This is a genomic window from Nguyenibacter sp. L1, assembly GCF_035199985.1.
Lineage (GTDB): Bacteria > Pseudomonadota > Alphaproteobacteria > Acetobacterales > Acetobacteraceae > Gluconacetobacter > Gluconacetobacter vanlangensis.
Map to the genome: position 1 here is coordinate 645,444 of NZ_CP127015.1, position 25,264 is coordinate 670,707.

A 25,264-nucleotide genomic window follows, 5' to 3' on the forward strand; every position below is an offset into this window, starting at 1 on the left:
CCCACCCAGAAGGCGACCTCACCCCGACGGCACCGCCTCCTCCAGCACCCGCCGCCGCAACGCCTCCAGCCGCATCCGCGCCGCCGGCCGGTCGAATGCCTGCACCCGCGCCAGCCCGCGCGCCGAGAATTCCGCCCGTTCCTCCGGCGATCGCGCCAACCTGCGGATCGCCGCCGCCAGCATCGCCGGCGGGTCCGGCTCGGCCTGCAGGGCCGCCTCGCCGACCACGTCCGGCAACCCGCCGCGCGGCGCGACGATCAGCGCCGCCCCGCCCGCCATCCCGTCCAGCGCCACCACCCCGAACGGCTCCGGCCACCGGCTGGGCACCACGAGGATGGCGGCCCGCGCCATCGCCTCGGCCACCCGGCGATGCGGCAGATAGCCCGCCAGTTCCACCCCGGCCGCCCGCGCAGCCGGACGCAACGCCGCCAGGAACGGGGTCTCGGGCGAATCCGCCCCGAACCGGTCCGCCCCGATCATCACCGCCCGCCAGCCCGGCAGCTCCGGCAGCACCATCCCGCACGCGGCGACGAAGGAATCCGCCCCCTTGTCCGCCACCACCCGCCCGGCGAACAGGATCACCCGCTCGCGCGCCTCGGGCGGCAACGGCGCCGGCAGCGATGCCAGGTCGATGCAGTTGGCCGCCACCTCCACACGACCGGCCAGACCCGCCCCCCCGGGCACGTCCTCGGACACGCCATCCAGGAACCGCCCCCGCACCCAGTCGGACACCGCCACCACCCGCATGCGCCGCGCGATCGCCGCGCGCTGCCCGGGCTTGCGCGCGCCGCGCATCGCCGGCGGATCGTTATGCAGGAACAGGACCATCCTCAGCCGGGGAAAGCGCCGCGCCAGCGCCCAGGCGATATCCGGCCGGTTATGGATTTCCACCATGTCCGGCCCGATCTCGCGCACCAGCCGCGCCACCCCGGCGGCATAGCGCCCCGCGCCGCCCAGCGCCCCTCCACGCAACGCCCCGCTGATCGGCAACCAGGCGCGCGGCACCGCCCGGAACGCCACGTCCGCGAACGGATCGTCCACCGCCGCCCCGACCACCAGGTCCCCGGCACCCGCCAGGCGATGCACCAGCAGGCCGATCACCCCGCTGCACCCGGGCGCGAAACGCTCGCGCGGCGGCAGCACGGTCATCACCCTCGGCACGGCCATCAGGCCGTCACGCCACGGATTCGTAACGATCCAGCCGCCAGGCTTCCGGCTCGCGCGCCGCCTCGTCATACCAGCGCACCATCAGCGGATGGGTCCGCACCGACGCCGCATACGCCGCCACCACCGGCGACAGCGCCACGTCATAGGACAGGAACCGCGCGATCACCGGCGCATACATCGCATCGGCGACCGTCAGTTCGCCCCCGAACAGGTACGGCCCCCCGCCCCCGAACGCCGCCCGGGTCTCCGACAGGACGGCCTCGATCCGCGCGACGTCCCCCCGCACGGCATCGGACAGACCGCCGGCCAGACCCTGCCCCCCGAGAGGACGGGCCACCCGCCCCAGATTCATCGGCAGCGCCGCGCGCAGCGCCCCGAAACCGGCATGCATCTCGGCCGCGATGCTCCGCGCATGGGCCCGCGCCGCCCGTTCGCGGGGCCACAGGGCCGGCGCGATCTCCGCGCAATATTCGCCGATCGCCAGGCTTTCCCAGACCCGCGCGCCGCAATGCTCCAGATAGGGCACCAGCCCGTTCGGCGACACCGCCCTGATCCCCGCCGTGCCCCCGCCGCCCGCGATCGGGATCAGCACCTCCTCCACGTCCAGCCCGGCCAGATGCACGACCAGCCAGCCGCGCAGCGACCAGGACGAATATCGCTTGGTGCCGATGATCAGCCTGCCATCCGCCATGCCCGTCTCCTCCCCGCTCCGGCGCCGCCGCCGGAGGTAAACGTAAACGCCGAATGAACGCTGCCGAACGAACGCTCAGGCCGCGCCGGGCGCGCGCCGGCGGATGAACCCGCCGCCCAGCACGCGGGTCCCGTCATACAGCACGCAGGCCTGGCCCGGCGCCGGCATCGCCGCCTCGTCCAGAAGCACCGCGGCGCCGTCCTCCGTCCGCCGCACGACCGCCGGCCGCGCCGCCTCGCGCGCACGGATCTGCACCAGGCAGCGCAGATCGCCCGCAGGCGGATCGATCAGCCAGTTCACGTCGCGCAGCGCCAGGTCGCGCACCGCGCTGCCCGCGCGCGGGCCGACCACCACCCGGCGCGAGGCGGGCTCGATGCCCACCACCATCTGGCGCGCCCCGTCGCGCATCGCGGCCTGGCCCAGCCGCCGGCTCTGCCCGACCGTAAAGCGGGTCACCCCCTCATGCCGGCCGACCACCTGCCCCGCCGCGTCCACGATCTCGCCCGCGCCCGCCATCTCGGGGCGCAGCGCCTCGACAAGGTCGGCATAGGACCCGTCGGGAACGAAGCACAGGTCCTGGCTGTCGGGCTTGGCCGCGACCGACAGGCCGAACCGCGCGGCCTCGGCGCGCACCGCATCCTTGTCCGGCATGTCGCCCAGCGGAAAACGCAGGAACTCCAGTTGCCGCCGGGTGGTCGCGAACAGGAACCAGGACTGGTCGCGCCCGGCATCGACCGGGCGGTGCAGTTCCGGCCCGTCCGGCCCCTCGACGCGGCGGACATAATGCCCCGTCGCCATCGCCTCGGCCCCCAGGTCGCGCGCCATGCCCAGCAGGTCGGTAAACTTCACCCCCTGGTTGCAGGCCACGCACGGCACCGGCGTCTCGCCGCCGGCATAGGCATCGGCGAAGGTCTCGATCACGCTCTCGCGGAACCGGCTCTCGGCATCGATGACGTAGTGGGGGATGCCCAGCCGGTCGGCCACCCGGCGCGCATCGTGGATGTCGCGCCCGGCGCAGCACGCGCCCTTGCGCGCGCTCTGCCGCGAATCATAGAGCTGCAGCGTCGCGCCCACGACCTCGTGCCCTTCGGCGACCAGCCGTGCCGCGACCACGCTGCTGTCCACGCCGCCCGACATGGCGACCATGATCCGCATGGGCCGTCCCCCTTCCCTTCTTCCGTCAGGCCGTGCGCGGCAGGCGCACGACCAGCCCGTCCAGGGCCTCGGTCATCACGATCTGGCAGCCCAGGCGCGACGTCTTCTCCAGGCCGAAGGCCAGGTCCAGCATGTCTTCCTCGTCCTCGGTCGGCGCGGCCAGCTTCGCCGCCCAGTCCGGATCGACGACGACATGGCAGGTGGCGCAGGCCAGCGACCCCTCGCACGCGCCTTCCAGGTCCACGCCATGCTTGTGGGCGATCTCGAGGACCGAAAGCCCGATCGGCGCGTCCACCTCCCGGCGCGTCCCGTCGCTGTCGATGAAAATCATATGCGGCATGTCTCTGTCCTGGCCGTGTCGTCGTGGGTGGCATGCGCGGCCGCTCCCGATCCCGCCGCGCGCGCATCCGCCACCGCCCGGCACAGGATCGCGGCCGCGCGATCCATATCGGCGGGTGAGGTATAGCGTCCCACCGCCAGACGCAAGCTCCGCGCCGCCTGCGCCGCGTCCAGCCCCATCGCCGTCAGCACATAGGACGGCGCCAGCTCGGCCGAGGAACAGGCCGACCCGGTCGACAGGCACAATTCCGGCGCATGGGCGATCACGTCCAGCGCCCGCACGTCCGCGAAGCGCAGATTCAGGTTGGACGGCAGCCGGTGCGCCATCGACCCGTTGACCGTCACGCCCGGCTCCGCCGCCACCAGGCGGGCCAGGAACCGGTCGCGCAGCGCCGCCAGGCGCCGCCCCTCCTCCAGGCGCAGCGCGCGCGCCAGCCGGCAGGCTTCGCCGAACCCCACCAGCAGCGGCGCCGGCAGGGTGCCCGACCGCAGCCCGCGCTCCTGCCCGCCGCCGGAAAACAGCGGCGCCAGCCGCACCCGCGGCCGCCGACGCACATACAGCGCCCCCACCCCCTTGGGTCCGTACAGCTTGTGCGCCGACACCGATGCCAGGTCCAGGTCCATCGCCCGGACATCCAGCGCGATCTTGCCCGCCGCCTGCGCCACATCACTGTGCAGCAGCGCCCCCGCCGCCCGCACGATCGGCGCCAGCGCCGCCAGGTCGTGCAGCACCCCGGTCTCGTTGTTCGCGGCCATGATGCTGACCAGCAGGGTCGGCACCGCCAGCGCGTCCCGCAGCGTCCCGGGGTCCAGCCGCCCGTCCGCCCCGACCGGCAGGATCACCGGCTCGAACCCCTCGTCCGCCAGGTCACGCACCGATTCCAGCACGCATTTATGCTCGGTCGCCACCGTGACGACCCGCCGCCGCGCATCCCCCCGCGCCGCCAGGAACCGCACCGCCCCCTTGATGGCGATGTTGTTGGCCTCGGTGGCGCCCGAGGTGAACACGACCTCCCGGCTGTCCGCGCCCAGCAGCGCCGCGACCGCGTCCCGCGCCGCCTCGACCGCGTCATGGGCACGGCGCCCCAGCACGTGGTCGGCGCTGTGCGGATTGCCAAACGATTCGGCGAACCACGGCATCATCGCCGCCATCACCGCCGGATCGCAGGGCGTGGTGGCCTGGTAATCCAGATAGAGGGGCCCCATCGCCGCACCGCCGCTCAGGCCCGCTTCATTCATGCCCGCGTCGCTCATCCCTGCTTCCTCTCCGCCACGATCCCCGCCGCCGCGCGCGGCGCCAGCCGCCCCGCCATCGCGGCATAGGCGGCGATGAACGCCGCGACATCCGCCTCCCGCACGTTCCAGGGCAGCGACACGCGGATGGCCTCCCCCGCCAGCGCGCCCAGCCCCATCGCCTCCAGCACGTGCGAGCGCGCCACCTTGCCCGACGAACAGGCCGACCCCGCCGACACCCCGAACCCGGCCAGGTCCAGCGCGATCAGTTGGGTCTGCGCCGCCCGCCCGGGCAGCGCCAGCGCCGTGGTGTTGGGCAGGCGCGGCGCCCCTACCCCGCAGATTACCGCGCCCGCCTCCCGCGCCGCCGCGTCGATCGCATCGCGCAGCCCGGCCTGGCGCGCGGCTTCGTCCGCCAGCCCGGCCACCGCCTCGCCGGCCGCGACCGCCATCGCGGCGATCGCCGGCAGGGCCTGCGTGCCGCCGCGCCGCCCCAGCTCCTGGCCGCCGCCCGCGATCAGCGGCGGCAGCACCCGGGTCGCCTCCCCCGCCAGCAGCAGCGCGCCCGCCCCCTTCACCCCGCCGAATTTATGGCCGGACACCGCCAGGCTGTCGGCCCCCAGCGCGGCCAGGTCCACGGCGATCCGCCCCGCCGCCTGCACCGCGTCGACATGCAGCAGCGCCCCATGGGCCCGGCACAGGCGCGCCGCCTCGGCCACCGGCTGGATCGTGCCCACCTCGTTGTTCGCCAGCATCAGGCACACCAGCGGCGGCGCCCCGGCCCGCGCACGCGCGGCCAGCATCCGCTCCAGCACGTCCAGCCGCGCCACGCCCCGTTCATCGACCGGAATGACGGTGCCGGACCCCGGACTCGCCGAATCGTCCCCCCTCCCATCGCTTCCCGTCCTGTCGCCTCCCGCCGCCGCCCGCACCGCGTCATGCTCGACGGCCGAGGCCAGGACCGGCCGGCCGGCACCCAACCCCGCGATCGCCAGGGCGTTCGCCTCGGTCCCGCCCGCGGTGAAGACGCAATTGTCGGCCCGCGCGCCGAACAGCCCGGCCAGACGCTCCCGCGCCGATTCGAGGACCGCCCGCGCCTCCCGCCCCGCCCGATGAACCGATGACGGGTTGCCCGCCAGGGCGGCCACGCGATTCAACTCGGCCAGCGCCGCCGGGCGCACCGGTTCCGACGCATTCGCATCGAAGTAGAAAAAATCACGCTCCATGGCCGACATCCTGCCCGCGACATTCTCCGAAACGGCCGCCCCGCCCTGCGTGCCGAGCCGCCATGTCGAATGTTAAAGACGATTTATCTGGTAATTGGCGATTCCGGATCGCTATATACAGTCCGAAACCGAACGGTCAGCCTACGGCGCAGCGTGCGGCCGGGCCGGGTGTTCGAGACATGTTTTCAGGGCCGGAGCGTCTCGCGCCCGACGAGCTTTCGTCGGACCGGGCTCAGGAAGGTCTGAAAAAGGGATACTGGACTATGACCATGCCGCGCAGGAAGTCAACCGGCCCTCTCGCCGATGTTCCGTCCGGCTTCCAATGACAACCCCCTGACGGAAACCGAGACGACGGAACCCGTGACGGACGACGTCGCGACCCACGCCTGACGCCGCCGCCGCGCGGCGCGTCCTCCACCCCCAGCCACGATGCCGGTCCGGCCGCGACGGTTCCGGATCGCATGGTCCACGCGCCCTTCCGGCCCGGCGCGGACCACGCATGTTTTTCTTCGCCGTGCGGATGACGGGGCATCGCCATCCGCACGGCACTCACAGTAACGGTCCCGCCGCCATGCCCTGCGGCGCGGGACTCACATTGCGGGATTTGTATGCCAGAGGTCATGTTCGCCGGCCCCGACGGCCGCCTGGAAGGACGCTACCATCATTCGAGCGCGCCGAACGCGCCGCTCGCCCTCGTCCTCCATCCCCACCCGCTGCATGGCGGCACCATGAACAACCGCATCACCTATGCGATGTATCGTTCGTTCGAGAAGATGGGTTTCTCGGTCATGCGGTACAATTCGCGCGGGGTGGGCCGGTCGCAGGGCCGCTATGACGGCGGCATCGGCGAGATTTCCGACGCCGCGGCGGCGCTCGACTGGATGCAGATGGTCAACCCGAACGCCGGCGGGCTGTGGATCGCCGGCTATTCCTTCGGCGCGTTCGTCGGCATGCAGCTCCTGATGCGCCGGCCGGAAATCACCGGCTGGATCAGCGTCGCCCCGCCCACCAACTATTACGATTTCGGCTTCCTGGCCCCCTGCCCCTGCGGCGGGCTCATGATCGCCGGCGATTCCGACGACATGGTGCCCGAGCCCGCGGTGCGCAAACTGGTCGACAAGCTGAACACCCAGAAGGGCGTTTCGGTCGATTACCGCATCTTCGCCGGGGCCGACCACATCTACGCCAACCACGCCGACCAGGTGGCCGAGGCGCTGGAAGACCACGTGACCACCATCATGTCGCGCACCAGCCTGGCGCTGGCCGCCGACTGACCCGCCGCGCCGGGGCGGCATCCCCGCTCCGGCGCATCTCCTGGTTCGTCCCCACTGGTTCATGCCCCCACTGGTTCATGTCCTGCCGGTTCATGTCCCGCATCGGGCGTGCTACAGGGGCACCGGGCCCTCGCGGCCCGCAAATTTCCCCGGCCCCGCCGGGTGCCCCCCGCCGGACGCCACGAACCAGAGTGACCCGATTATGCCCAACAGCGATTTCCTCCGGGAAGCCGAAGCGCGCGGCTTCATCTTCCAGTGCACGGACATGGAGGCCCTGGACGCCGCCATGCGCGCGGGACCGGTAACGGGCTATATCGGCTTCGACCCCACCGCCGACAGCCTGCATGTCGGCAGCCTGATCCAGATCATGATGCTGCGCCTGATGCAGAAGCACGGCCACCGGCCGGTGGCGCTGCTGGGCGGCGGCACGGCGCGGATCGGCGACCCCTCGTTCCGCGAGGAAGCGCGCCAGCTCATGACCGAACAGACGATCGCCGCCAACCTGCTGGGCATCGAGGGCTGCCTGCGCCAGTTCCTGCGCTTCGACGGTCCGGACGGCGCCCTCCTGGCCAACAACGCCGACTGGCTGGACCGCCTGTCCTATATCGAGCTGCTGCGCGACGTGGGCGTGCATTTCTCGGTCAACCGCATGCTGTCCTTCGATTCCGTGCGCTCGCGCCTCGACCGCGAACAGGGGCTGACCTTCCTGGAATTCAACTATTCCATCCTGCAATCCTACGATTTCCGCCAACTGAACCGCACGTACGGCGTGACCCTGCAGATGGGCGGCTCGGACCAGTGGGGCAACATCGTCTCGGGCATCGACCTGGTGCGCCGCACCGAACAGAAGCAGGTCTTCGGCCTGACCACCCCGCTGCTGACCACCGCCTCGGGCGCCAAGATGGGCAAATCCGCCCGCGGCGCCGTCTGGCTGTCGGCGGCGCGCCTGCCGGTCTTCGAATATTGGCAGTTCTGGCGCAATGTCGAAGACGCCGATACCGGCCGCTTCCTGCGCCTGTTCACCGACCTGCCGCTCGACGAATGCGACCGCCTGGCCGCCCTGGGCGGCGCCGAGATCAACGAGGCGAAGAAGATCCTGGCGACCGAGGCCACCGCGCTGTGCCACGGCCGCGCCGCCGCCGAGGAAGCCGCCGAGACCGCCCGCCGCACCTTCGAGCAAGGCCAGGCCGCCGCCGCCCTGCCCGGCACGACGATCCCCGCCGACCAGCTCGCGGCCGGCATCCCGGCCTTCCGCCTGTTCGCCGAGGCCGGCCTGGCCGCCAGCAACGGCGAGGCCAGGCGCCTGATCCGCGGCGGCGGCGCGCGCATCAACGACGCGACCGTGCAGGACGAAGGCCAAGTGGTCGGCACCGCCGACCTGATGGACGGCGCCATCAAACTGTCCTCCGGGCGCAAGCACCACATCCTGGTACGCCCCGCCTGAAAGCCTGCCCGGGACTGCACGCTGGCGGTGGTCCGACGCGCGTTTTCTGCGCTCCGATGCTCATGGCCATCAAGGCCACTCCGCTTCGGTGCTCGAAAACACACGCCGGGCGCGGCCCTGCGGGCCGCTCCCACGCACCAGCGCACAGTCCCGGACAGGCTTTCGCCCGAACCTGCCAAACGGCGCCCGCCCGCCTCGCGGCGGCCGCCGTTCAGGACATCATCGCATCCATCTCCACCCACACCGCCCCGTCCCGCACCCGGCAGGCGAATCGCGGCACGCGGCAATCCGGGTTCGCCACTCCGTCCGGGCCGACATGGCGACCGTCCGCGTCGAACGCCCACAGATGGAACGGACAGACCAGGCGCCCGGCCTCGACATGCCCCGCCGACAGGCGCGCGTCGCGATGCGGGCACCGGTCGGCGAAGACGCGCGGCGCCCCGTCGGCCGCGATCCACACCACCAGCCCGCGATCGCCGGCCACCACCCGGCGCGGCCCACCCTGCACGTCCGCCACCGCGCACAGCCGGACGTCCTCCACGGTTCGGCCGCAATTCTCCGTCATATCCTCCGGCCCGACACGCCCCATCACCACTCCCCCACCATATCTCCACCCGACATGGCTCGCCTTGGCGCCTATCGCCTGTTGCCTATCGCCCGCCAAGCCGCCACGCTAGTGGCCTGCTGATCCGAGAAATTCTTATGAGAATTTCTCGGATCAGCAGGCCACTAAAATATTGATTCTAGTGTCCTTTCGATTCCAAAATTCGCTTGCGAATTTCGGAATCAGGACACTAGCGTCCCGATTCCTTCCCGGCGGCCGCGGCGGGCAAGATTGCGCCGTGCCGGGGTGATAACAGAACAGACAGGATGGCCGGCGTCATGACTTTCACATCCCCCCACGACAGGCTGCTCGACCGGCTGGGCGAGGTCGCCGTCCGGATCGGCCTGAACGTCGCCCCGGGCCAGCAGGTGGTGATCACCGCGCCGCTCGACGCCGTACCCCTGGTGCGCCGGATCACCGAGCACGCCTATCGCGCCGGCGCCTCGCTGGTCACCCCGCTCTTCTCCGACGACGCGATGACGCTGGCGCGCTTCCATTACGCCCCCGACGCGGCGTTCGACGTCGCGGGGGGCTGGCTGCATGAGGGCATGGCCCGCGCCTATCGCGAAGGCGCCGCGCGGATGGCAATCACCGGCGCCAATCCCGTGCTGCTCAGCCAGGAAGACCCCGACCGCGTCGCCCGCGCGAACAAGGCCACGTCCCTGGCCGGCCGCCCGGCGATGGAACTGATCACCAGCTTCGCCACCAACTGGAACATCGTCGCCTGCGCCACCCCGGCCTGGGCCGCCCAGGTCTTCCCCGACGACGCGCCGGACCGCGCCCTGGCCCGGCTGTGGGATGCCATCTTCCTGGCCTCGCGCGTCACGGTGGACGATCCGGTGGCGGCCTGGGCCGAGCATAACGCGGCGCTGCATCGGCGCGCGGACTGGCTCAATGCGCGGCGCTTCGCGGGGCTGCATTTCACCGGCCCCGGCACCGACCTCACGGTCGGGCTGGCCGACGGCCATCTCTGGGCCGGCGGCTCCGAACCGGCGCAAAACGGCATCGTCTGCAACCCCAACATCCCGACCGAGGAAGTCTTCACCACCCCGCACGCGCTGCGGGTCGACGGCCATGTCCGCGCCACCAAGCCGCTCTTCCACCAGGGCACGCTGATCGACGGCATCGCCGTGCGGTTCGAAGGCGGCCGGATCGTCCAGGCCCAGGCCACCCAGGGCCTGGCGGTGCTGGAACGCATCCTGGCCACCGACGACGGCGCCCGCCGCCTGGGCGAGGTCGCGCTGGTGCCCCATTCCTCGCCGATTTCGCAAAGCGGCGTGCTGTTCCGCAACACGCTGTTCGACGAAAACGCATCCAGTCACATCGCGCTCGGACAGGCTTATACCAAGTGCATGCTGGATACTGACGGCCAGACGCCGGAACAGCTCGCGGCCCGCGGCGCCAACAGCAGCTTCATCCATATCGACTGGATGATCGGCTCGGCCGAAATCGATGTGACCGCCATCACCCGCGATGGCGGACGCGAACCCCTGATGAAACACGGCGAATGGGTCAACACGCCATGAAAAGACACGTACCGTTCCTCGCGGCCGCCCTGGCCGCCGCGATCCCCGCCGCCGCGATGGCCCAGATGGGGGGACAGCAGATGGGGGGCCAGCAGATGGGCCCCCAGCAGACGGCTCCCCAGCAAATGCCGCCCCAGCCGACCGCCGCCCAGCAGGCCGCCTTCCAGCGCGACATGCAGGCGGCCGCGCGATACCCCCTGCCCGCCGACTTCCTGCCGCGCATGACCGACACGATCCGCGCGATCCAGGCCGCCGGCATCAACCCGCCGAACGCCCCCAACCTGTCGCTGGACGAGACGATCGCGCGCACCGCTGCCATCCCGGGCCTGCAGCCCATCCTGTCCGCGCACGGCTTCACCCCGCGCGACTTCGTGCTGGGCATCACCGCCTTCGGCCTGACCCAGGCCCTGATCCAGCAGCCCCCGCCGCCCGAAGCCCACGCCCCCACCCCCAACCCGGCCAACGTCGCGCTGATCCGCAACAACCCCCAGCAGGCCCAGGCCCTGATGCAGGCCATGGGCGGCCCCGGCCAGCAGGGCGGCCAATAGAACCCGCGCGCCGGCCGGGTCCCGCCCCCAGGGCACAACCGGCCGGCACCATCCGGGCGCTGCCCGGACCCGGCAGGGACCGCGGGTCCCTGCACCCTGATTCGTTGAAAATTTCAGCGGCCCGAATCGGCAACCCGAAAGGGCCGGACGGGATAAGGCGATCAAGAGAACCCAGGGATCAGGACAGGCGCAGCAGACTCGCAACCAGGATGTCCTCATCCACATCCGGCCAATGGATACCCTTGCCCCGCCCGATGAACCGCCAGCGAGACCTTTGCTCCGGCGATGCATCGCGCAGACGCGGGAACCGTTCGAGAGGGACGGAAAGCTCACGCCCATCCGCCATCACGACATGAAGAAGGTCGCTGTCCGTCCAAACATCTGTGGCGGTCGGATCAAATCCGGCTGCCGAAATGGGCATCCCATGCCTCCCCGAACATGTTCGCGCCATTATTTCGCGACGTTCTCTTCCGCTTCAACATGACTATGCAGCGGTTCGTCGCCTTCCGTGCCGAAGAAGAAGAAGAACCGACAGCCGTCGATCCGCAGGACCGTCGCCCCCGGCGTCACGCATCCCGCGCCACGCCGTCCGAAGCCCGCTCCGCCGCCGGCGCCGTGTCCGCTCCCGTCGCCGTTCCCGCCAGCAGCGCCTCGACCGCCCCGGCGATCACCACCCGCTCGTCATAGCGCGCCAGCGCGCGCTGCCGCCCGGCCGCGCCCATCTGGCGGCGCAGCGCCGCGTCGCGGACCAGCCGGTTGAGCGACCGTCCCAGCGGCGCCGCCTCGCCCGGCGGCACCAGCAGGCCGGTACGCCCGTTCACCACCTGCTCGCGCGGGCCGCGAATATCGGTCGCCACCACCGGCAGGCCGCTCAGCATGGCCTCGATCACCGACATCGGCAGGCCCTCGAAATGGCTGGGCAGGGTAAAGATGTCCGCCGCCGCCAGCAGCGCCGGCACATCCCCCCGATAGCCCACGCAAAGCAGCCGGTCGCCCAGCACCTGCCGCGCCCGCGCGAACGCCGCGTCCAGCGCCGCCCCATGGTCCGATGCCAGGCGCTCGCCCACCACCCACAGTATGGCGCCCGGCACCTGCTCCATCGCCTCCAGCAATTCCGGATAGCCCTTGTGCCGCACCAGCCGCGACACGGCGATGATCACGACGGCATCCTCGGGCACGCCCAATTCGGCACGGATCCGCGCCCGCGCCTCGGGATCGGGGCGGAAACGGGCCGGATCGCGCCCATTGCCCACGGCCTCCGCCGCCGGATGGATATGCAGCCGCCGCGCGTCCTCGGCCTCCTGCCGCGACACGGTGAAATACCGGTCGGTAATCCGTCCGGCCAGCCATTCCAGCACCAGCGCCAGCCCGCGCCGCGCGACCGGCCCCGGCTGGTTGAACAGAAAGCCGTGGCAGGTATAGGCAATGCACGGCACGCCGCACAGCCGCGCGGCCAGCCGCGCCAGCAGGCCGCTGATCGGCATATGGGCATGGACGATGTCCGGCCGCTCGCGCCGGATCAGCCCGATCAGCGCCCCCAGCGCCCGCGCCTGCGCAACGGGCGAGAAGGACCGCGCCATCGGCACCGTCTCGACGCGAAACCCCTCCCCGCGCACATCGGCCAGCAGCGGCCCGTCCGCACAGACGCCCACCACTTCATGCCCCGCCGCACGCAACCCGCGCATCAGGGGCAGAAGGAAATGCCGCAACGAGAAATCGACGTTCGTGACTTCCAGAACCTTCATGCCACAGGGTCTTCATCACCCCCGGCCCAACGGCGTGCGTTTCCGAACATCGGAGCAGAGCGGCCTTGTCGGTCGTGAGCATCAAAGCGCAGGAACGCGCATCGGACCACCAGCGCATAGTCCCGATCAGATCCTGTCCGGAAATGCGGGCTGGTGAGCGAGAGTGCCGCAAAGCGGCACGGCCGGCGTGCGTTTCCGAGCATCGGAGCGGAGCGGCCTTGCGGCCGTGAGCACCGAAGCACAGGAAACGCGCGTCGGATCGCCGTCAGCGCGTAGTCCCGATCAGATCCTGTCCGGAAATGCGGGCTGGCGAGCGAGAGTGCCGCGCAGCGGCACGGCCGGCGTGCGTTTCCGAGCATCGGAGCGGAGCGGCCTTGTCGGCCGTGAGCACCGAAGCGCAGGAAACGCGCGTCGGATCGCCGCCAGCCCGCATTTCCGGACAGGATCTCAGGCATCGGCCCGCCCTAGCGCCCATCGCACGACCTGGCGGGTCCGCTCGCCGGATGCCGGCGCAGGGGGCGGCGCAGGGGGCAGCGCGGTCCGCGCGCCCTGCGTCGCCAGCCCCGCATCCCCGGACGCACCGCCCGCCGCCGCCGAGGCGGGGGCGGCATCCTTGCCTGCCCCGTCACCCATGGCGCCTCCGGGGGCACCTTCGGGCCCCGCGCCACCTTGCACGGCAGCACCCTGCCCGGCATCGCCCCGTCCGGCATCCGCCCGCCCGCTCTCTCCCGACACGCCGTCCTCGGCCGCGCCGTCGCCGGGCCGAACCCGGACGACGATCTGCCGCGTCCACTCGGGCGTCCCCTCGGGGCAGTAGACGCTCTCCTCCACCCCCACCTCGCCGCCATCGGCGCGAAACCGCCAGGGCTGGCCGCCCACGTCCAGCACGACCATCTGGCCGTCCGCGTCCCATTCCACGCCGACCTGCGGATGCAGGTGGAAACGCAGCACGAAGGATTGCAGCCGCTCGCCCTCGACGATCTCCTCGCCGCGCAGGTCGGCGCCGCCATCGCCCAGATACAGCCGCCGCCGCCAGGACGCGCCGAAGGGCGCATGGTACCCGTCATGCGACAGGTCCAGCCAGTGGGCGCCGTCCTGGGCCATCTGCTCGGCCGTCACATGGGCCGGTCGGCGCCGGATGCCGCCCGGGCTGTCCGCCGTGCCCGGCCCGATGTCCGACGACGAACTCTCCTCCAGCACCAGCAGCGAATGCGCGGCGCTCTCGCGCAGCGCGCGGCGCCATTCGGGCGTCTCGCCCGTCCCGCAATTCACGATCACCCGCTGCCGCGCCACCGAGAATTCGAAGGACAGCGTGCCGGCATGCGCCTCGCCGTCGAATCCCGGCGCCGGCGGCAACCCCGCATCGACCAGCAGCAGCGACCGCCCGACCTGCAGGCGGATGAACCCGCCATCCGGCATCGCGCCGGCCACCACACGGGTCCGCGTCGATTGCGACAGCACCATCTCGATCATCGCCACGCTGCCGGCATGGCTGCCGTTGAACAGCGCCAGCCTGCCGTCGCCATGGCGCAACGCCCGCAGCACCGGGCTCATCCGGTCCAGCGCCAGGGCCAGCGAATCGGGCACGCCGATCTGCGCCGCCTGCAGCATCGCGCGCATTTCCGCCAGTTCGCGCAGCGCCAGAAGCTGGATCTCCGGGCTGCGCTGCACATGGCAGCCGTCCTGCGCCACCTGCCGCGACAATTCGCCGTCGATATAGCGCAGGAAACGCGCCAGAAAGCCGCTATGCTCCGGCATCGCGATCGCCGCCGCCAGCAGCCCCTTGAAGGCGGCCAGCGCGCGCCAGTCATGGCTCTCGGGCGGCACCAGAGCGGCCAGGGTCCGCCCCTCGGCCAGCAGCCGCTGCATCAGGCGCTGGCGGAAGGCGTCGTCGGCCGACGCGGCGAAGAAATCGTAATGGCCCAGCCACGACGCCAGCCGCGTGCCCGTCACCGCGCAATCGCGCACCATCGGGTCGGTCGGCGGATGCGCCAGCCAGTCATTGACCAGCGTGCGGGCCTGCAGGCGCGCCGCATCGGTCCCGACCGCGCGCAGGTCGCGCAGCCAGGCAAACCCGTGCAGATAGCTTCGGAACCGCTCGGGATAGGACCCGTCCTCCCACCGTCCGGGGCCGATCCGCCGCGTGACCCCGGCAAAGGACAGCATCCCCTTGACCAGTTGGCTGCCCGCCAGCGGATCGCCCGGCCACAGATCGCGGACGGCATGAACCGGCGCCGGGGGAACCCGTCCCAGCCCGGCGAGGGAAGGCAGGCGCGCCAGCGATAGACGCGCGTCCTGGCTCCAGCGACGCAGGACCATCAGGCCCCTTTCATCCCGCGATGTCCGGCCGCACCCATCGCGACCGGCCGTCCGTCATCATTCATCCGGCGATCTTCACATCCGGCATTCTTCATCCGGCACCCGTCTCATCCGGCGCCCGTCCGGGCACTCATTCGGCGCGGCGGCCCGCCGCGCGCAGGGCCGCGATCGCCCGTCCGTAATCCGGCTGGCCATAGACCGACGTCCCGGCCACCAGCATGTCCGCGCCCGCCGCGGTCGCCAGCGCGGCGGTCTCGACATCCACCCCCCCATCGACGCCGATCCGGATATCCCGACCCGTTTCGTCCGCCAGCCGGCGCAGGGTGCGGATCTTGGGCAACTGGCTGGCCAGGAATTTCTGGCCGCCGAATCCGGGGTTGACCGTCATGACCAGGATGACGTCCACCAGGTCCAGCACCTCGGCCACCGCCTCGGGCGGCGTGGCCGGGCACAGCGCGATGCCGGGCTTCACCCCCAGCGCACGGATCTGCTGCAAGGTCCGGTGAGTATGCGGCCCGGCCTCGATATGGACATGGATATGGTCCGCCCCAGCCTTGGCGAACATCTCCAGATACGGATCGACCGGCGCCATCATCAGGTGCACGTCGAACACCAGGCTGGTCTGCGGACGCAGCGCCTGGACCAGTTGCGCGCCGAAGGACAGGTTCGGCACGAAATGGCCGTCCATCACGTCCAGATGCAGCCAGTCCGCCCCGCCTCGTTCGACGGCGATGACCTCCTCGGCCATGCGGGAAAAATCAGCCGACAGGACGCTGGGCGCGACCAGGGGGGGGAATTGAGCAGCCATGGCGCAATGTAACAGGAAATCACCGGGCGCGCGCAAGCCGTCGCATGCGTCCGCGCCCCCTTCGCGGATCACGATCCGTCACGGACCATGACCGTCCCACCCATGACCACCCCTGCCCGGCCCGCACGGCTCGGCCCGCATCTGCGGCCCGGACCGCGCGGCCTACGCCCGGCGGAACCGCGCGGCGAAGAACCCGTCCATGCCGCCCTGCTCCGCCCACATCCCCGGATGGGTGCGCAGCCAGCCCTCCGGTGTCAGCGCCTCGGGCAGGAAGGCCAGTTCCTCCGGGGTAAACGGATCGGGCCGCAATCCCATCGCCTCGGCCGCCCGCGCGCGCTGCGGCCCTTCCTCGGGCTGCAGCGAACAGACGGCATAGACCAGCCGCCCGCCCGGACGCAGCATGTCGCGCGCCGCCGCCAGCAGCCGGTCCTGCCCCTCGGTCAGCGCGGCCAGGTCGCGCGGCCGCTTGATCCACAGCACGTCGGGGTGGCGCCGCGCCGTCCCGGTGGCCGAACAGGGCGCGTCCAGCAACACGGCATCCAGCGGCGATTCGGGCCGCCAGGCCGCCGCGTCCCCCAGCACGGTCGCGACCCGCCCCATTTCTCCTGCCCCCTGCTCTCCGGCTCCCTGCTCTCCTACCCCCTGCCCGGCCAGCCCCAGCCGCTCCAGGTTCTCGCGCAGCCGCGCCATCCGCCCCGGTTCGCGCTCGATCGCCGTCACCGCCGCGCCGGCCAGCGCCAGTTGCGCGGTCTTGCCGCCCGGCGCCGCGCACAGATCGGCGATTCGCTCCCCCGGCCGCGCCGCCAGCAGCCGCGCGGGCAGCGCCGCCGCCGCGTCCTGCACCCAGAACGCCCCCTCGGCATAGCCGGGCAATTCGGCCACCCGCGTGCCGGCCGGCAGCCGCACGGTCCCGCCGGGCAGCCCGACTCCGCCGGGCGGGGGTTCGGCGCCCGGCCGCAGGGTCAGGTCCAGCGGCGCCTCGCGCCCCAGCGCCTCGGCCACAGGGCGGGCCAGGTCGCCCCACGCGCTCCACAGCCAGGGCGGCACGTCCAGCCGCGCCTGGTCCAGCCCGTCCAGGGCAGCGGGGCCGGCCTGCGACACCCGGCGCAGCACGGCATTGACCAGCCCGGCGAACGGCGCCAGCCCGCGCCGCCGCGCCAGCGACACCGACGTGCCCACCGCGGCATGGGCCGGCGTGTCCAGGAACAGGATCTGCGCCACCCCGATCAGCAGCACCACCCGCACCGGCAGGGGCGGCTCCTTCTTCAGGAAGGGCTCCAGCACCATGCCGGCCGTGCCCATGCGGCGCAGCACCGTCGCGGCCAGCCGGTGCGCGGCGGCGCGGTCGCGCGCATCCGCCCCCCGCGCCGCCGGCGACTGCTCCAGGCCGGTCTCCAGCATGCGCCGGTGCTCCAGCACCCCCAGGACGATGTCGAAGGCGATGTCCCGCGTGGGATCGGCTCCAGCCCCAGTTCCGGCACCAGTTCCGGCGCCAGTTCCGGCACCAGCTCCGGACCCGGCACGAGCACCCCGCCCTGCCCGCGCCCCCGCGTCCGCCCCTGCCGCTGCCCCTGCCGCTGCCCCTGCCACCGCCTTGCCGTTCCCGCGCGCTGCACCCTGCTTCATGATCCGTCCGGCCTGCCTGTCCCTGGTCCATCCCGCGACGCGCGGACCCGGCCGGCGCCATTCGCCGGTGCTGATCGCACGCCCGCCGCCGCGCCGCCAGCCCCCGCGCGGCATCCCCCGGGGCATGGCGGCGCATGGCCGGCCACGAATCCCGCCCCCGCACCCTTGACCGGCGGCCGCCCCGGCCCAACCGTAGCACCCATGACGCCATCGCCCCCTTCCGCCCCGCCGCCGCCCGCAGCCGATACCGGCAGCGGCATCCCCATCGATGCCGGCGCCGTCGCGTCCAACCTGGCCGAAATCCGGGCGCGGATCGTCCGGGCCGCCCTCGGAGCCGGGCGCGATCCCGCCGCCGTCACCCTGGTCGCGGTCTCGAAATTCCATCCGCAGGCCGCCGTCCTGGCCGCCCTGCACGCGGGACAGATGGCGTTCGGCGAGAACCGCGTGCAGGAAGCCGCGGCGAAATTCCCGCCCCTGCGCGCCGGCTGGCCCGCCATGCGGCTCCACCTCATCGGCGGGCTGCAGACCAACAAGGCGCCGGATGCCGTGCGGATCGCCGACATGATCGAAAGCCTCGACCGGCCGGCCCTGGCCGACGCGCTGGCCCGCGCGGCCGACCGCGCCGGCCGGCTGCCCGACCTGCTGGTCCAGGTCAATACGGGGGACGAGGCCCAGAAATCCGGCGTGCCCCGCGCCCGGGCCGACCAGTTCATCGCCGATTGCCGCCGCCGGTTCGGCGACGCGGTGCGCGGCCTGATGTGCATCCCGCCCGCCGGCCACGACCCGGCCCCGCATTTCGCCTATCTCGCGGCGCTGGCGCGGGCCCACGGCCTCGCAACCCTGTCGATGGGCATGTCGGCGGATTTCGAGGCCGCGATCCGGGCCGGCGCCACGCATGTCCGGGTGGGCAGCGCGATCTTCGGCGCACGGCCGCCCGCGCCCGTCGCGCCAAATGGCGCGCCCGCCGACATAACCACGCCGAGCGGCGCGCCCGCCGACATGACCACGCCGGACGGCACGCCCGCCGGCATGACCTCCCAGCTTGCCGCCCCCCAAGCATGACGCTATGCGATGAGCAGGCCCCACGATGCACCGCCCTTCATATCCGGCCCTGACCGCCCACCAGACCGCCTTTCTTATCGCGGAGACGTCTCGACATGACGCCAGACCCGGGCGATAGCGCCGCCGGTTCCCAGCCACCCGCCGCGACGGTGGCCTTCGCCCCGGCGGTGGACGGCGCGGCCATGGCGGCTCCCGACGCGCCGCCGCGCATCACCGAATTCGGCGCCGACCAGCACGAGCACGTGGCCGGTCCGGTCGGGTTCGCGGCGCTGCTGGGCGTGCTGGGCGTGGTGTTCGGCGATATCGGCACCAGCCCGCTCTACGCCCTGCGCTCGACCATCCTGATCGTCTCGCGGCACCATATGATCGAACCGTGGGAAGTGCTGGGCGTCGAAAGCCTGATCATCTGGTCGCTGTTCCTGATCGTCACCGTCAAATACGTGCTGCTGATCATGCGCGCCGACCATAATGGCGAGGGCGGCATCATCGCGCTGATGTCCCTGGCCCAGCGCGTCTCGGACAATACGCGGCTGAAACTGTTCCTGGGCATGGCCGGCATCGCCGGGGCCTGCCTGTTCTTCGGCGACGGCCTGATCACCCCCGCCATCTCGGTGCTCTCCGCCGTCGAGGGGCTCGAAGTCAGCTTCCCCGCCGCCAGCCGGCTGGTCATCCCGCTGGCCATCGTCGTGCTGATCGGCCTGTTCAGCGTGCAATCCTACGGCACCGGCCGGGTGGGGGCGATCTTCGGCCCGGTCATGCTGGTGTGGTTCAGCATGCTGGGCATCCTCGGCACGCTGGAAATCCTGCGCCATCCGGGCATCCTGTGGGCGATCTCGCCGGTCTACGCTGTGCGCTTCATCGCCTTCCACGGCTGGCTGTCCTTCATCGCCCTGGGCGCGGTCGTGCTGTCCGTCACGGGGGCCGAGGCGCTCTATGCCGACATGGGCCATTTCGGCCGCGCGCCCATCCGCTATGCGTGGCTGTTCTGCGTGCTGCCCTGCCTGGCGCTCAACTATCTCGGCCAGGGCGCTCTGATCATCGCCAGCCCCGCGACGCTCAGCAATCCGTTCTTCCTGCTCGGCCCCGCCTGGGCGCAGATCCCGATGATCGTCCTGTCCACCTTGGCGACGGTGATCGCCAGCCAGGCCGGGATCTCGGGCGGCTTCTCCCTGTGCCGGCAGCTCATCCAGCTCGGCTACCTGCCGCGCATGCGCATCACCCACACCAACAAGATGGAAGAGGGGCAGATCTACCTGCCCGAATTCAACCGCTTCCTGATGGTCGGCGCGCTCACGCTGGTGGTGGCGTTCCGCAGTTCCGACGCCCTGGCCTCGGCCTACGGCATCGCGGTGACCGGCACCTTCATGTGCACCTGCGTGCTGGCCCTGGTGGCGTTCCGCCGCCTCTATCACTGGTCGCGCCTGGCCGCCACCTTCACCTTCGGCGGCTTCTTCGTCATGGACAGCGTGTTCTTCGCGTCCAACGCGCTCAAGATCCCGCAGGGCGGCTGGGTGCCGGTGCTGCTGGGCATCGTGCTGACCCTGATGATGACGACCTGGAAACGCGGCCGCAGCCTGATCATGAACCGGCAGAAGCTGGACAGCCTGCCGGTCAATTCCTTCCTGGCCCGCCTGCCCCAGTCGCGCACCATCCGCGTGCCCGGCACGGCGGTGTTCATGACCGCGACGCCCGAATTCGTGCCCACCTGCCTGCTGCACAACCTCAAGCACAACAAGGTGCTGCACGAGCACGTGCTGTTCGTCACCGTCCAGACGCTCGACCAGCCCGAGGCCGCGCGCGGCCACCGCGTGGCGCTGCAGCAGCTCGCGCCCGATATCTACCGGGTGATCCTGCGCTACGGCTTCATGGAGACCCCCAACCTCCCCCGCGCGCTCGAAGACCTCAAGACGAACGGCGTCGATTTCGACGCCATGCAGGCGTCCTATTTCACCAGCCGGGAATTGCTGGTCCGCTCCTCGGTGCCCAAGATGTCGCGCTGGCGGATGTCGCTGTTCCTGCTGATGGCGCGCAACGCCACCCCCGCCACCGAATTCTTCCGCATCCCGCCCGACCGGGTGGTGGAACTGGGCGTGCGGCTTGCCATCTGACGCCCCTGCCCCCTTCCCGTCCACGGGCGCCGAACCCCTGGCGCTCTACATCCACTGGCCGTTCTGCCTGGCCAAGTGCCCCTATTGCGACTTCAACAGCCATGTCCGCGACACCATCCCGCAAGCCCGCTTCGCCGCCGCCCTGCGCCGCGAACTGGCGCACGAGGCCGCGCGGCTGAACGCCGACGGGCCGCGCCGCCTGGGCTCGATCTTCTTCGGCGGCGGCACCCCCTCGCTGATGGACCCCGATACGGTGGCCGCCCTGATCGCCGACGCGCGCGCCCTCTTCCCGCCCCAGCCCGGCGCCGATCCGGAAATCACGCTCGAAGCCAATCCCACCAGCGTCGAGGCCGGCCGCCTGCGCGCCTTCCGCGACGCCGGGGTCAACCGCGCCTCGCTGGGGGTGCAAAGCCTCGACGATACCGCCCTGCACCTGCTCGGGCGGCAGCATTCCGCGTCCCAGGCCGTCGCCGCGCTGGAACTGGCGCGCGGCCTGTTCGGACGCATCTCCTTCGACCTGATCTACGCGCGCCCCGGCCAGGCGCCGGCCGACTGGCGCGCCGAACTGGACCGCGCGCTCGGCCTGGCCGCCGACCATCTGTCGCTCTACCAGCTCACCATCGAACCCGGCACGCGCTTCGAGGCCCTGCACCGCCAGGGCCTGCTCGCCCTGCCGGACGAGGACACCGCCGCCGCCCTCTATCAGGACACCGCCCTCGTCGCCGCCCGGCACGGATTGCTGGCGTACGAAGTCTCCAACTATGCGCGCCCGGGCGCGGAAAGCCGCCATAACCTCACCTATTGGCGCTATGGCGACTATCTGGGCATCGGCCCCGGCGCCCATGGCCGCGTGACCATGGGCGGCGCGCTCCACGCCACAAGGCGCCACCGCGCCCCCGAACCCTGGGCCGAACGGGTCGAATGCCACGGCACCGGCCAGATGCAGGACGACATCCTTTCCCCCCGCGACCGGGCCCGGGAAATGCTGCTGATGGGGCTGCGCCTGACCGAAGGCATCGCCCAGGACCGCTTCGCCCGCCGCACCGGCATGGCGCTGGCCCAGGCGCTCGACCCCGCGATCCTGGCCGCCGCGCGGGAAGAAGGCTATCTTTGCCTGGACGAAACGACGGACGGAACGGTGCTGCGCGCCACCGAATCGGGGCGCCTGCGACTCGAAGCCCTGCTGGGCGCGCTGGTGCTCTGACCTCCGCCCCACATAAGCAGGCCGGCCCGGCAGGGCCACTCAAACAGGACCGCCAACAGGACCGCCGATGACCATCCCTTCCCTTCTCCGCAAGCGATTCTCCACCCTGGCCGGGGCCGGCCTGCTCGCCGGCGCTTTCCTCGCGGGCGCCGTTCCGGCCACCGCCGCCGCGCCCCAACTGGTCATCGAGGACAATGACTTCCTCGGCCCGGGCGGCTCCGACCAGCAATCGGTCATCCCCCTGCTGTTCAACCCGTCCGTCAGGGTGCTGGGCTTCACCGTCGTCACCGGCGACGGGTGGGAAAACCAGGAATCCGCCCATCTGCGCCGGTTCCTCGAAATCATCGGCCGGACCGACGTGCCGGTGGCCGACGGGGCGGTCTATCCGCTGATCAACAGCGTGCCGATGATGAAGCTGCGCGAACGGCAATTCGGCCTCATCCCCTGGAAGGGCGCCTGGGGCGGAATCGGCACGATCGACCACACCCCCGACACCCAGCCGCCCCTGCCTCCGCTCAAGGAAGGCGCGCCCGCCCTGCGCCCCAGCGACGAAAGCGCGGCCCTGTTCCTGATCCGCCAGGTCCATGCCCACCCGCACCAGGTGACCATCGTCGCCGCCGGGCCGCTGACCAACCTGGCGCTGGCCATCCGGATCGACCCCAGCTTCGCCGCCACGGCCAAGCAGTTGGTGTTCATGGGCGGCCTGCTCGACACCAGCATGAAATCGCTGACCGGCAACGTCGATTTCGCCTCGGACTTCAACATGATCTTCGACCCCGAGGCCGCGCACATCACCCTCACCGCGCCCTGGCCCGCCGTCACCGTGGTCGGCAACGTGTCGAACGACCTGATGATGACCCGCGACTATCTCGCGCGCATCCGGCAGAAGAAGACGCCGATGACCGACTATATCGGCACCTATTACGACCCGCTGCCGATGTGGGACGAAATGGCCGCCGCGATCGCCGTCGATCCCAGCCTGGTCACCGGCGCGATCGACGCCTACATGGATATCGACATCGCCAAGGGGCCGCATTACGGCCACGCCTATGTCTGGCCCGACGCGACCGCGCCCAAGGAAATGGGCATCCGCAAGGTGCGAATCGTGCAATCGATCGATTCGAAACGCTTCCTGGACAATTTCCTCCACCAGGCCCAAAGCGACGTGCACCCGGCCCCGGCGGCCCGGCACTAGGCCCGAAACGGCACGCGGCAATGCTCCACCTGGTCAAGCTGGCGGTCGGAATCGCCTCCATCGACGATCTGTCCCACCGCCAGCGCACGATGATAGACGGCGCGGGCGACGGGCTGGACGGCACCCACGCCGACGGCAACCCGTGGCTGCGCACCCGCATGTTCCCCCGCCGCGCCGAGGAAATCCTCGGCGGCGGATCGCTCTATCGGGTGATCGGCGGCATGATCCTCTGCCGCCAGCGCATCGTCGCCATCCGCCCCGACCAGCGCGAGGACGGCGCCGCCTGCGCCCTGGTCGTCCTGGACCCGCTCATCGTGCCGGTCGCCCCCCGCCCGATGCGCCCGTTCCAGGGCTGGCGCTATCTCCGCCCGGCCGACGCCCCGCCCGACCTGGGCCATGGCGGCGGCGACACCGCCGCCCTGCCCGACACGCTGCGCCGCGACCTCGCCGGCCTGTGTCTCATATAAGACGGGTCATATAAGACGGGCATAAGGCGGCATTCAGGGCAGCTTTTGCGCCACACACGGCAAGATTCGTCACAGTAAGCCGTAAAATCAACGCCCTGCCGCCTTCTCCGCGATTGCATCCCCGCGCGCCGGCGCGCAGCATCCGGCCATGGTCCGCCCCGTGACGCCATCCGGTCCGCCCGCCCGGCCTGCCGCGCCCTCCGCGCGCGGGGGATCGCAATGGCTCGGATCATGGCGCGGATCGACGGGCCTCGTCCGGCTCTCGCTGTTCTGCGCCGCCGCCGCGCTCGCCGCCTGCGCCACCGCGCCCGGCTCGCGCTATTCCCGCTATTACGCCCGCAACGGCGCCTATCGCGCCCCCGGCCCGCCCCAGGACCCGTGGGGCCCCTATATCACCGAGGCCGCGACCCGCTTCGCGGTGCCGCAGGAGTGGGTCCGCGCGGTCATCCAGCAGGAATCGGGCGGCCACGAATATCTGGACGGCCAGCCGATCACCTCCTCGGCCGGGGCGATGGGGCTGATGCAGTTGATGCCCCAGACCTATGCCGACATGCAGGACCAGAACGGACTGGGCCCCGACCCGTACGAACCGCATGACAATATCCTGGCCGGCACCGCCTATATCCGCCAGATGTACGACCGCTACGGCGCGCCCGGCTTCCTCGCCGCCTACAATGCCGGGCCGCAGCGGCTCGACGATTATCTGCAGACCGGCCGGCAGCTTCCCAACGAGACGGTGAACTACCTGGCCTCGGTCACGCCCAACCTGGGCAGCAGCGTCGCCCTCAGCGGCCCGCTGGCGGCGTACGGCGCCGACACCCAGCTCGTGTCGGCCACGCCGACCCCGCTCCCCGTCGCCATGGCCGCCGCCACGCAGCCGGCCGGCCCGCCCCTGCCGGTGGTCGTAACCCCCACCATCGCCAACCCCTCGGGCGGACAGCCGATCCAGTACGCGGCCTACGTGCCCCCCTCTCGCCCCGCATCCCGTCCTGCATCCCGCCCCGCCGACTGCGCGCAGGATCCGAACGCCGCCTACGACCCCGACGCCCCCTGCCTGCCCACGGTCAACGGCCCACCCCAACCCCAATATCAATCCCAATATCAGCCCCAATATCAGTCCGGGCCCCTGCCCCCACCCAGCCCGACACCCCAGCCGGCCGTCGCCGCCGCGCCGCCGGCGCGCATGGCGGCGCCCATCGTCCCGGCGGTCATCCGCATGCCCTCCTATCGCGGCGCCGGCCTGTCCGACGGCGTGAATTACGGCCAATGGGCGATCCAGGTCGGCGCCTTCGGGTCCGAGGGCCAGGCCCGCTTCGCCAACACCATGGCGCGCCAGGCCGCCTTCAACGCGCTGAACGGCGCGCGCAGCGTGGTGCAGCCGATTCCCTCCTTCAACGGCCATCCCGTCTACCGCGCCCGCCTCGCCGGCCTGGCGCGCGCCAGCGCCGCCTCGGCCTGCGCCACCCTGCGCACCCAGGGCCTGGACTGCATGATCGTCCGCCCCGGAAGCTGATCTATTCCAA

Annotated in this window: 22 protein-coding genes; 10 read left to right on the plus strand and 12 right to left on the minus strand. The window is 71.5% G+C overall.

All coding sequences use genetic code 11. The annotated features are described in order from the left end of the window. Window positions 1-18 precede the first annotated feature (18 nt). The 6 genes from QN315_RS02885 to QN315_RS02910 all read right to left on the minus strand — a co-directional run bounded on the left by QN315_RS02885 (window position 19) and on the right by QN315_RS02910 (window position 5,820). On the minus strand, window positions 19-1,167 hold the full coding sequence (locus tag QN315_RS02885; protein ID WP_323991413.1) for a glycosyltransferase family 4 protein: 1,149 nt from the start codon (window positions 1,165-1,167) through the stop codon (window positions 19-21). 7 nt (window positions 1,168-1,174) lie between these two features. Then, complete coding sequence (locus QN315_RS02890; protein WP_323991414.1) at window positions 1,175-1,858, minus strand: glutathione S-transferase C-terminal domain-containing protein; 684 nt, start codon at window positions 1,856-1,858, stop codon at window positions 1,175-1,177. 75 nt (window positions 1,859-1,933) lie between these two features. Then, window positions 1,934-3,013, minus strand: coding sequence for a tRNA 2-thiouridine(34) synthase MnmA (gene mnmA / locus QN315_RS02895; protein WP_323991415.1), 1,080 nt, complete (start codon window positions 3,011-3,013; stop codon window positions 1,934-1,936). Window positions 3,014-3,038: 25 nt separating this feature from the next. Then, window positions 3,039-3,353, minus strand: coding sequence for a ferredoxin family 2Fe-2S iron-sulfur cluster binding protein (locus QN315_RS02900; RefSeq protein WP_176641461.1), 315 nt, complete (start codon window positions 3,351-3,353; stop codon window positions 3,039-3,041). Next, window positions 3,341-4,606 (minus strand): aminotransferase class V-fold PLP-dependent enzyme, encoded by a 1,266-nt coding sequence (locus QN315_RS02905; RefSeq protein WP_323991416.1) that lies wholly within the window; start codon window positions 4,604-4,606, stop codon window positions 3,341-3,343. Before QN315_RS02905 ends, QN315_RS02900 begins: the two co-directional genes overlap by 13 nt. Further along, window positions 4,603-5,820: a cysteine desulfurase family protein gene (locus QN315_RS02910; protein WP_408904576.1), complete on the minus strand. Its 1,218-nt coding sequence runs from the start codon at window positions 5,818-5,820 to the stop codon at window positions 4,603-4,605. Before QN315_RS02910 ends, QN315_RS02905 begins: the two co-directional genes overlap by 4 nt. 599 nt (window positions 5,821-6,419) lie before the next feature. Here QN315_RS02910 and QN315_RS02915 point away from each other — a divergent pair. After that, on the plus strand, window positions 6,420-7,085 hold the full coding sequence (locus QN315_RS02915; protein ID WP_323991418.1) for an alpha/beta hydrolase: 666 nt from the start codon (window positions 6,420-6,422) through the stop codon (window positions 7,083-7,085). Window positions 7,086-7,287: 202 nt separating this feature from the next. Next, the gene (gene tyrS, locus QN315_RS02920) at window positions 7,288-8,529 is read left to right on the plus strand and encodes a tyrosine--tRNA ligase (RefSeq protein ID WP_323991419.1); all 1,242 of its coding nucleotides are present in this window, start codon (window positions 7,288-7,290) and stop codon (window positions 8,527-8,529) included. Between the two features lie 211 nt (window positions 8,530-8,740). On the opposite strand, the gene QN315_RS02925 is transcribed toward tyrS, so the two are convergent. Continuing rightward, window positions 8,741-9,094 carry a Rieske 2Fe-2S domain-containing protein gene (locus tag QN315_RS02925; RefSeq protein WP_323991420.1) on the minus strand — a complete coding sequence of 118 codons (354 nt, stop codon included), beginning with the start codon at window positions 9,092-9,094 and terminating at the stop codon, window positions 8,741-8,743. A 317-nt stretch (window positions 9,095-9,411) separates the two neighbouring features. On the opposite strand from QN315_RS02925, the gene QN315_RS02930 reads away from it, so the two are divergent. Both QN315_RS02930 and QN315_RS02935 read left to right on the plus strand, forming a co-directional pair. After that, window positions 9,412-10,659, plus strand: coding sequence for an aminopeptidase (locus QN315_RS02930; RefSeq protein WP_323991421.1), 1,248 nt, complete (start codon window positions 9,412-9,414; stop codon window positions 10,657-10,659). After that, window positions 10,656-11,207: a hypothetical protein gene (locus QN315_RS02935; RefSeq protein ID WP_323991422.1), complete on the plus strand. Its 552-nt coding sequence runs from the start codon at window positions 10,656-10,658 to the stop codon at window positions 11,205-11,207. Before QN315_RS02930 ends, QN315_RS02935 begins: the two co-directional genes overlap by 4 nt. A 178-nt stretch (window positions 11,208-11,385) precedes the next feature. On the opposite strand, the gene QN315_RS02940 is transcribed toward QN315_RS02935, so the two are convergent. The 5 genes from QN315_RS02940 to QN315_RS02960 all read right to left on the minus strand — a co-directional run bounded on the left by QN315_RS02940 (window position 11,386) and on the right by QN315_RS02960 (window position 17,705). Continuing rightward, window positions 11,386-11,628 carry a DUF2442 domain-containing protein gene (locus QN315_RS02940; RefSeq protein ID WP_323991423.1) on the minus strand — a complete coding sequence of 81 codons (243 nt, stop codon included), beginning with the start codon at window positions 11,626-11,628 and terminating at the stop codon, window positions 11,386-11,388. Between the two features lie 145 nt (window positions 11,629-11,773). After that, a complete protein-coding gene (locus tag QN315_RS02945; RefSeq protein ID WP_323991424.1) occupies window positions 11,774-12,952 on the minus strand; it encodes a glycosyltransferase family 4 protein in 1,179 nt (392 codons plus the stop codon). A 447-nt stretch (window positions 12,953-13,399) separates the two neighbouring features. Then, complete coding sequence (locus tag QN315_RS02950) at window positions 13,400-15,271, minus strand: heparinase II/III family protein (RefSeq protein WP_323991425.1); 1,872 nt, start codon at window positions 15,269-15,271, stop codon at window positions 13,400-13,402. A 130-nt stretch (window positions 15,272-15,401) separates the two neighbouring features. Beyond that, the gene (gene rpe / locus QN315_RS02955; protein WP_323991426.1) at window positions 15,402-16,079 is read right to left on the minus strand and encodes a ribulose-phosphate 3-epimerase; all 678 of its coding nucleotides are present in this window, start codon (window positions 16,077-16,079) and stop codon (window positions 15,402-15,404) included. 162 nt (window positions 16,080-16,241) lie between these two features. Next, entirely contained in the window at window positions 16,242-17,705 is a 1,464-nt protein-coding gene (locus tag QN315_RS02960) for a transcription antitermination factor NusB (protein WP_323991427.1), read from the minus strand. Between the two features lie 201 nt (window positions 17,706-17,906). On the opposite strand from QN315_RS02960, the gene QN315_RS02965 reads away from it, so the two are divergent. From QN315_RS02965 to QN315_RS02990, 6 genes are all read left to right on the plus strand, one after another. Beyond that, window positions 17,907-18,767, plus strand: a complete 861-nt coding sequence (locus tag QN315_RS02965; RefSeq protein ID WP_323991428.1) for a YggS family pyridoxal phosphate-dependent enzyme — start codon at window positions 17,907-17,909, stop codon at window positions 18,765-18,767. Between the two features lie 95 nt (window positions 18,768-18,862). Beyond that, window positions 18,863-20,875 carry a potassium transporter Kup gene (locus QN315_RS02970; protein ID WP_323991429.1) on the plus strand — a complete coding sequence of 671 codons (2,013 nt, stop codon included), beginning with the start codon at window positions 18,863-18,865 and terminating at the stop codon, window positions 20,873-20,875. Further along, complete coding sequence (gene hemW, locus QN315_RS02975; protein WP_323991430.1) at window positions 20,865-22,079, plus strand: radical SAM family heme chaperone HemW; 1,215 nt, start codon at window positions 20,865-20,867, stop codon at window positions 22,077-22,079. The genes QN315_RS02970 and hemW overlap by 11 nt, the downstream gene beginning before the upstream one ends. Before the next feature lie 67 nt (window positions 22,080-22,146). Further along, entirely contained in the window at window positions 22,147-23,274 is a 1,128-nt protein-coding gene (locus tag QN315_RS02980) for a nucleoside hydrolase (protein ID WP_323991431.1), read from the plus strand. A 20-nt stretch (window positions 23,275-23,294) separates the two neighbouring features. Continuing rightward, complete coding sequence (locus QN315_RS02985) at window positions 23,295-23,741, plus strand: DUF1489 domain-containing protein (protein ID WP_323991432.1); 447 nt, start codon at window positions 23,295-23,297, stop codon at window positions 23,739-23,741. Between the two features lie 148 nt (window positions 23,742-23,889). Further along, entirely contained in the window at window positions 23,890-25,254 is a 1,365-nt protein-coding gene (locus QN315_RS02990; protein ID WP_323991433.1) for a transglycosylase SLT domain-containing protein, read from the plus strand. The last annotated feature ends 10 nt before the right edge of the window (window positions 25,255-25,264 follow it).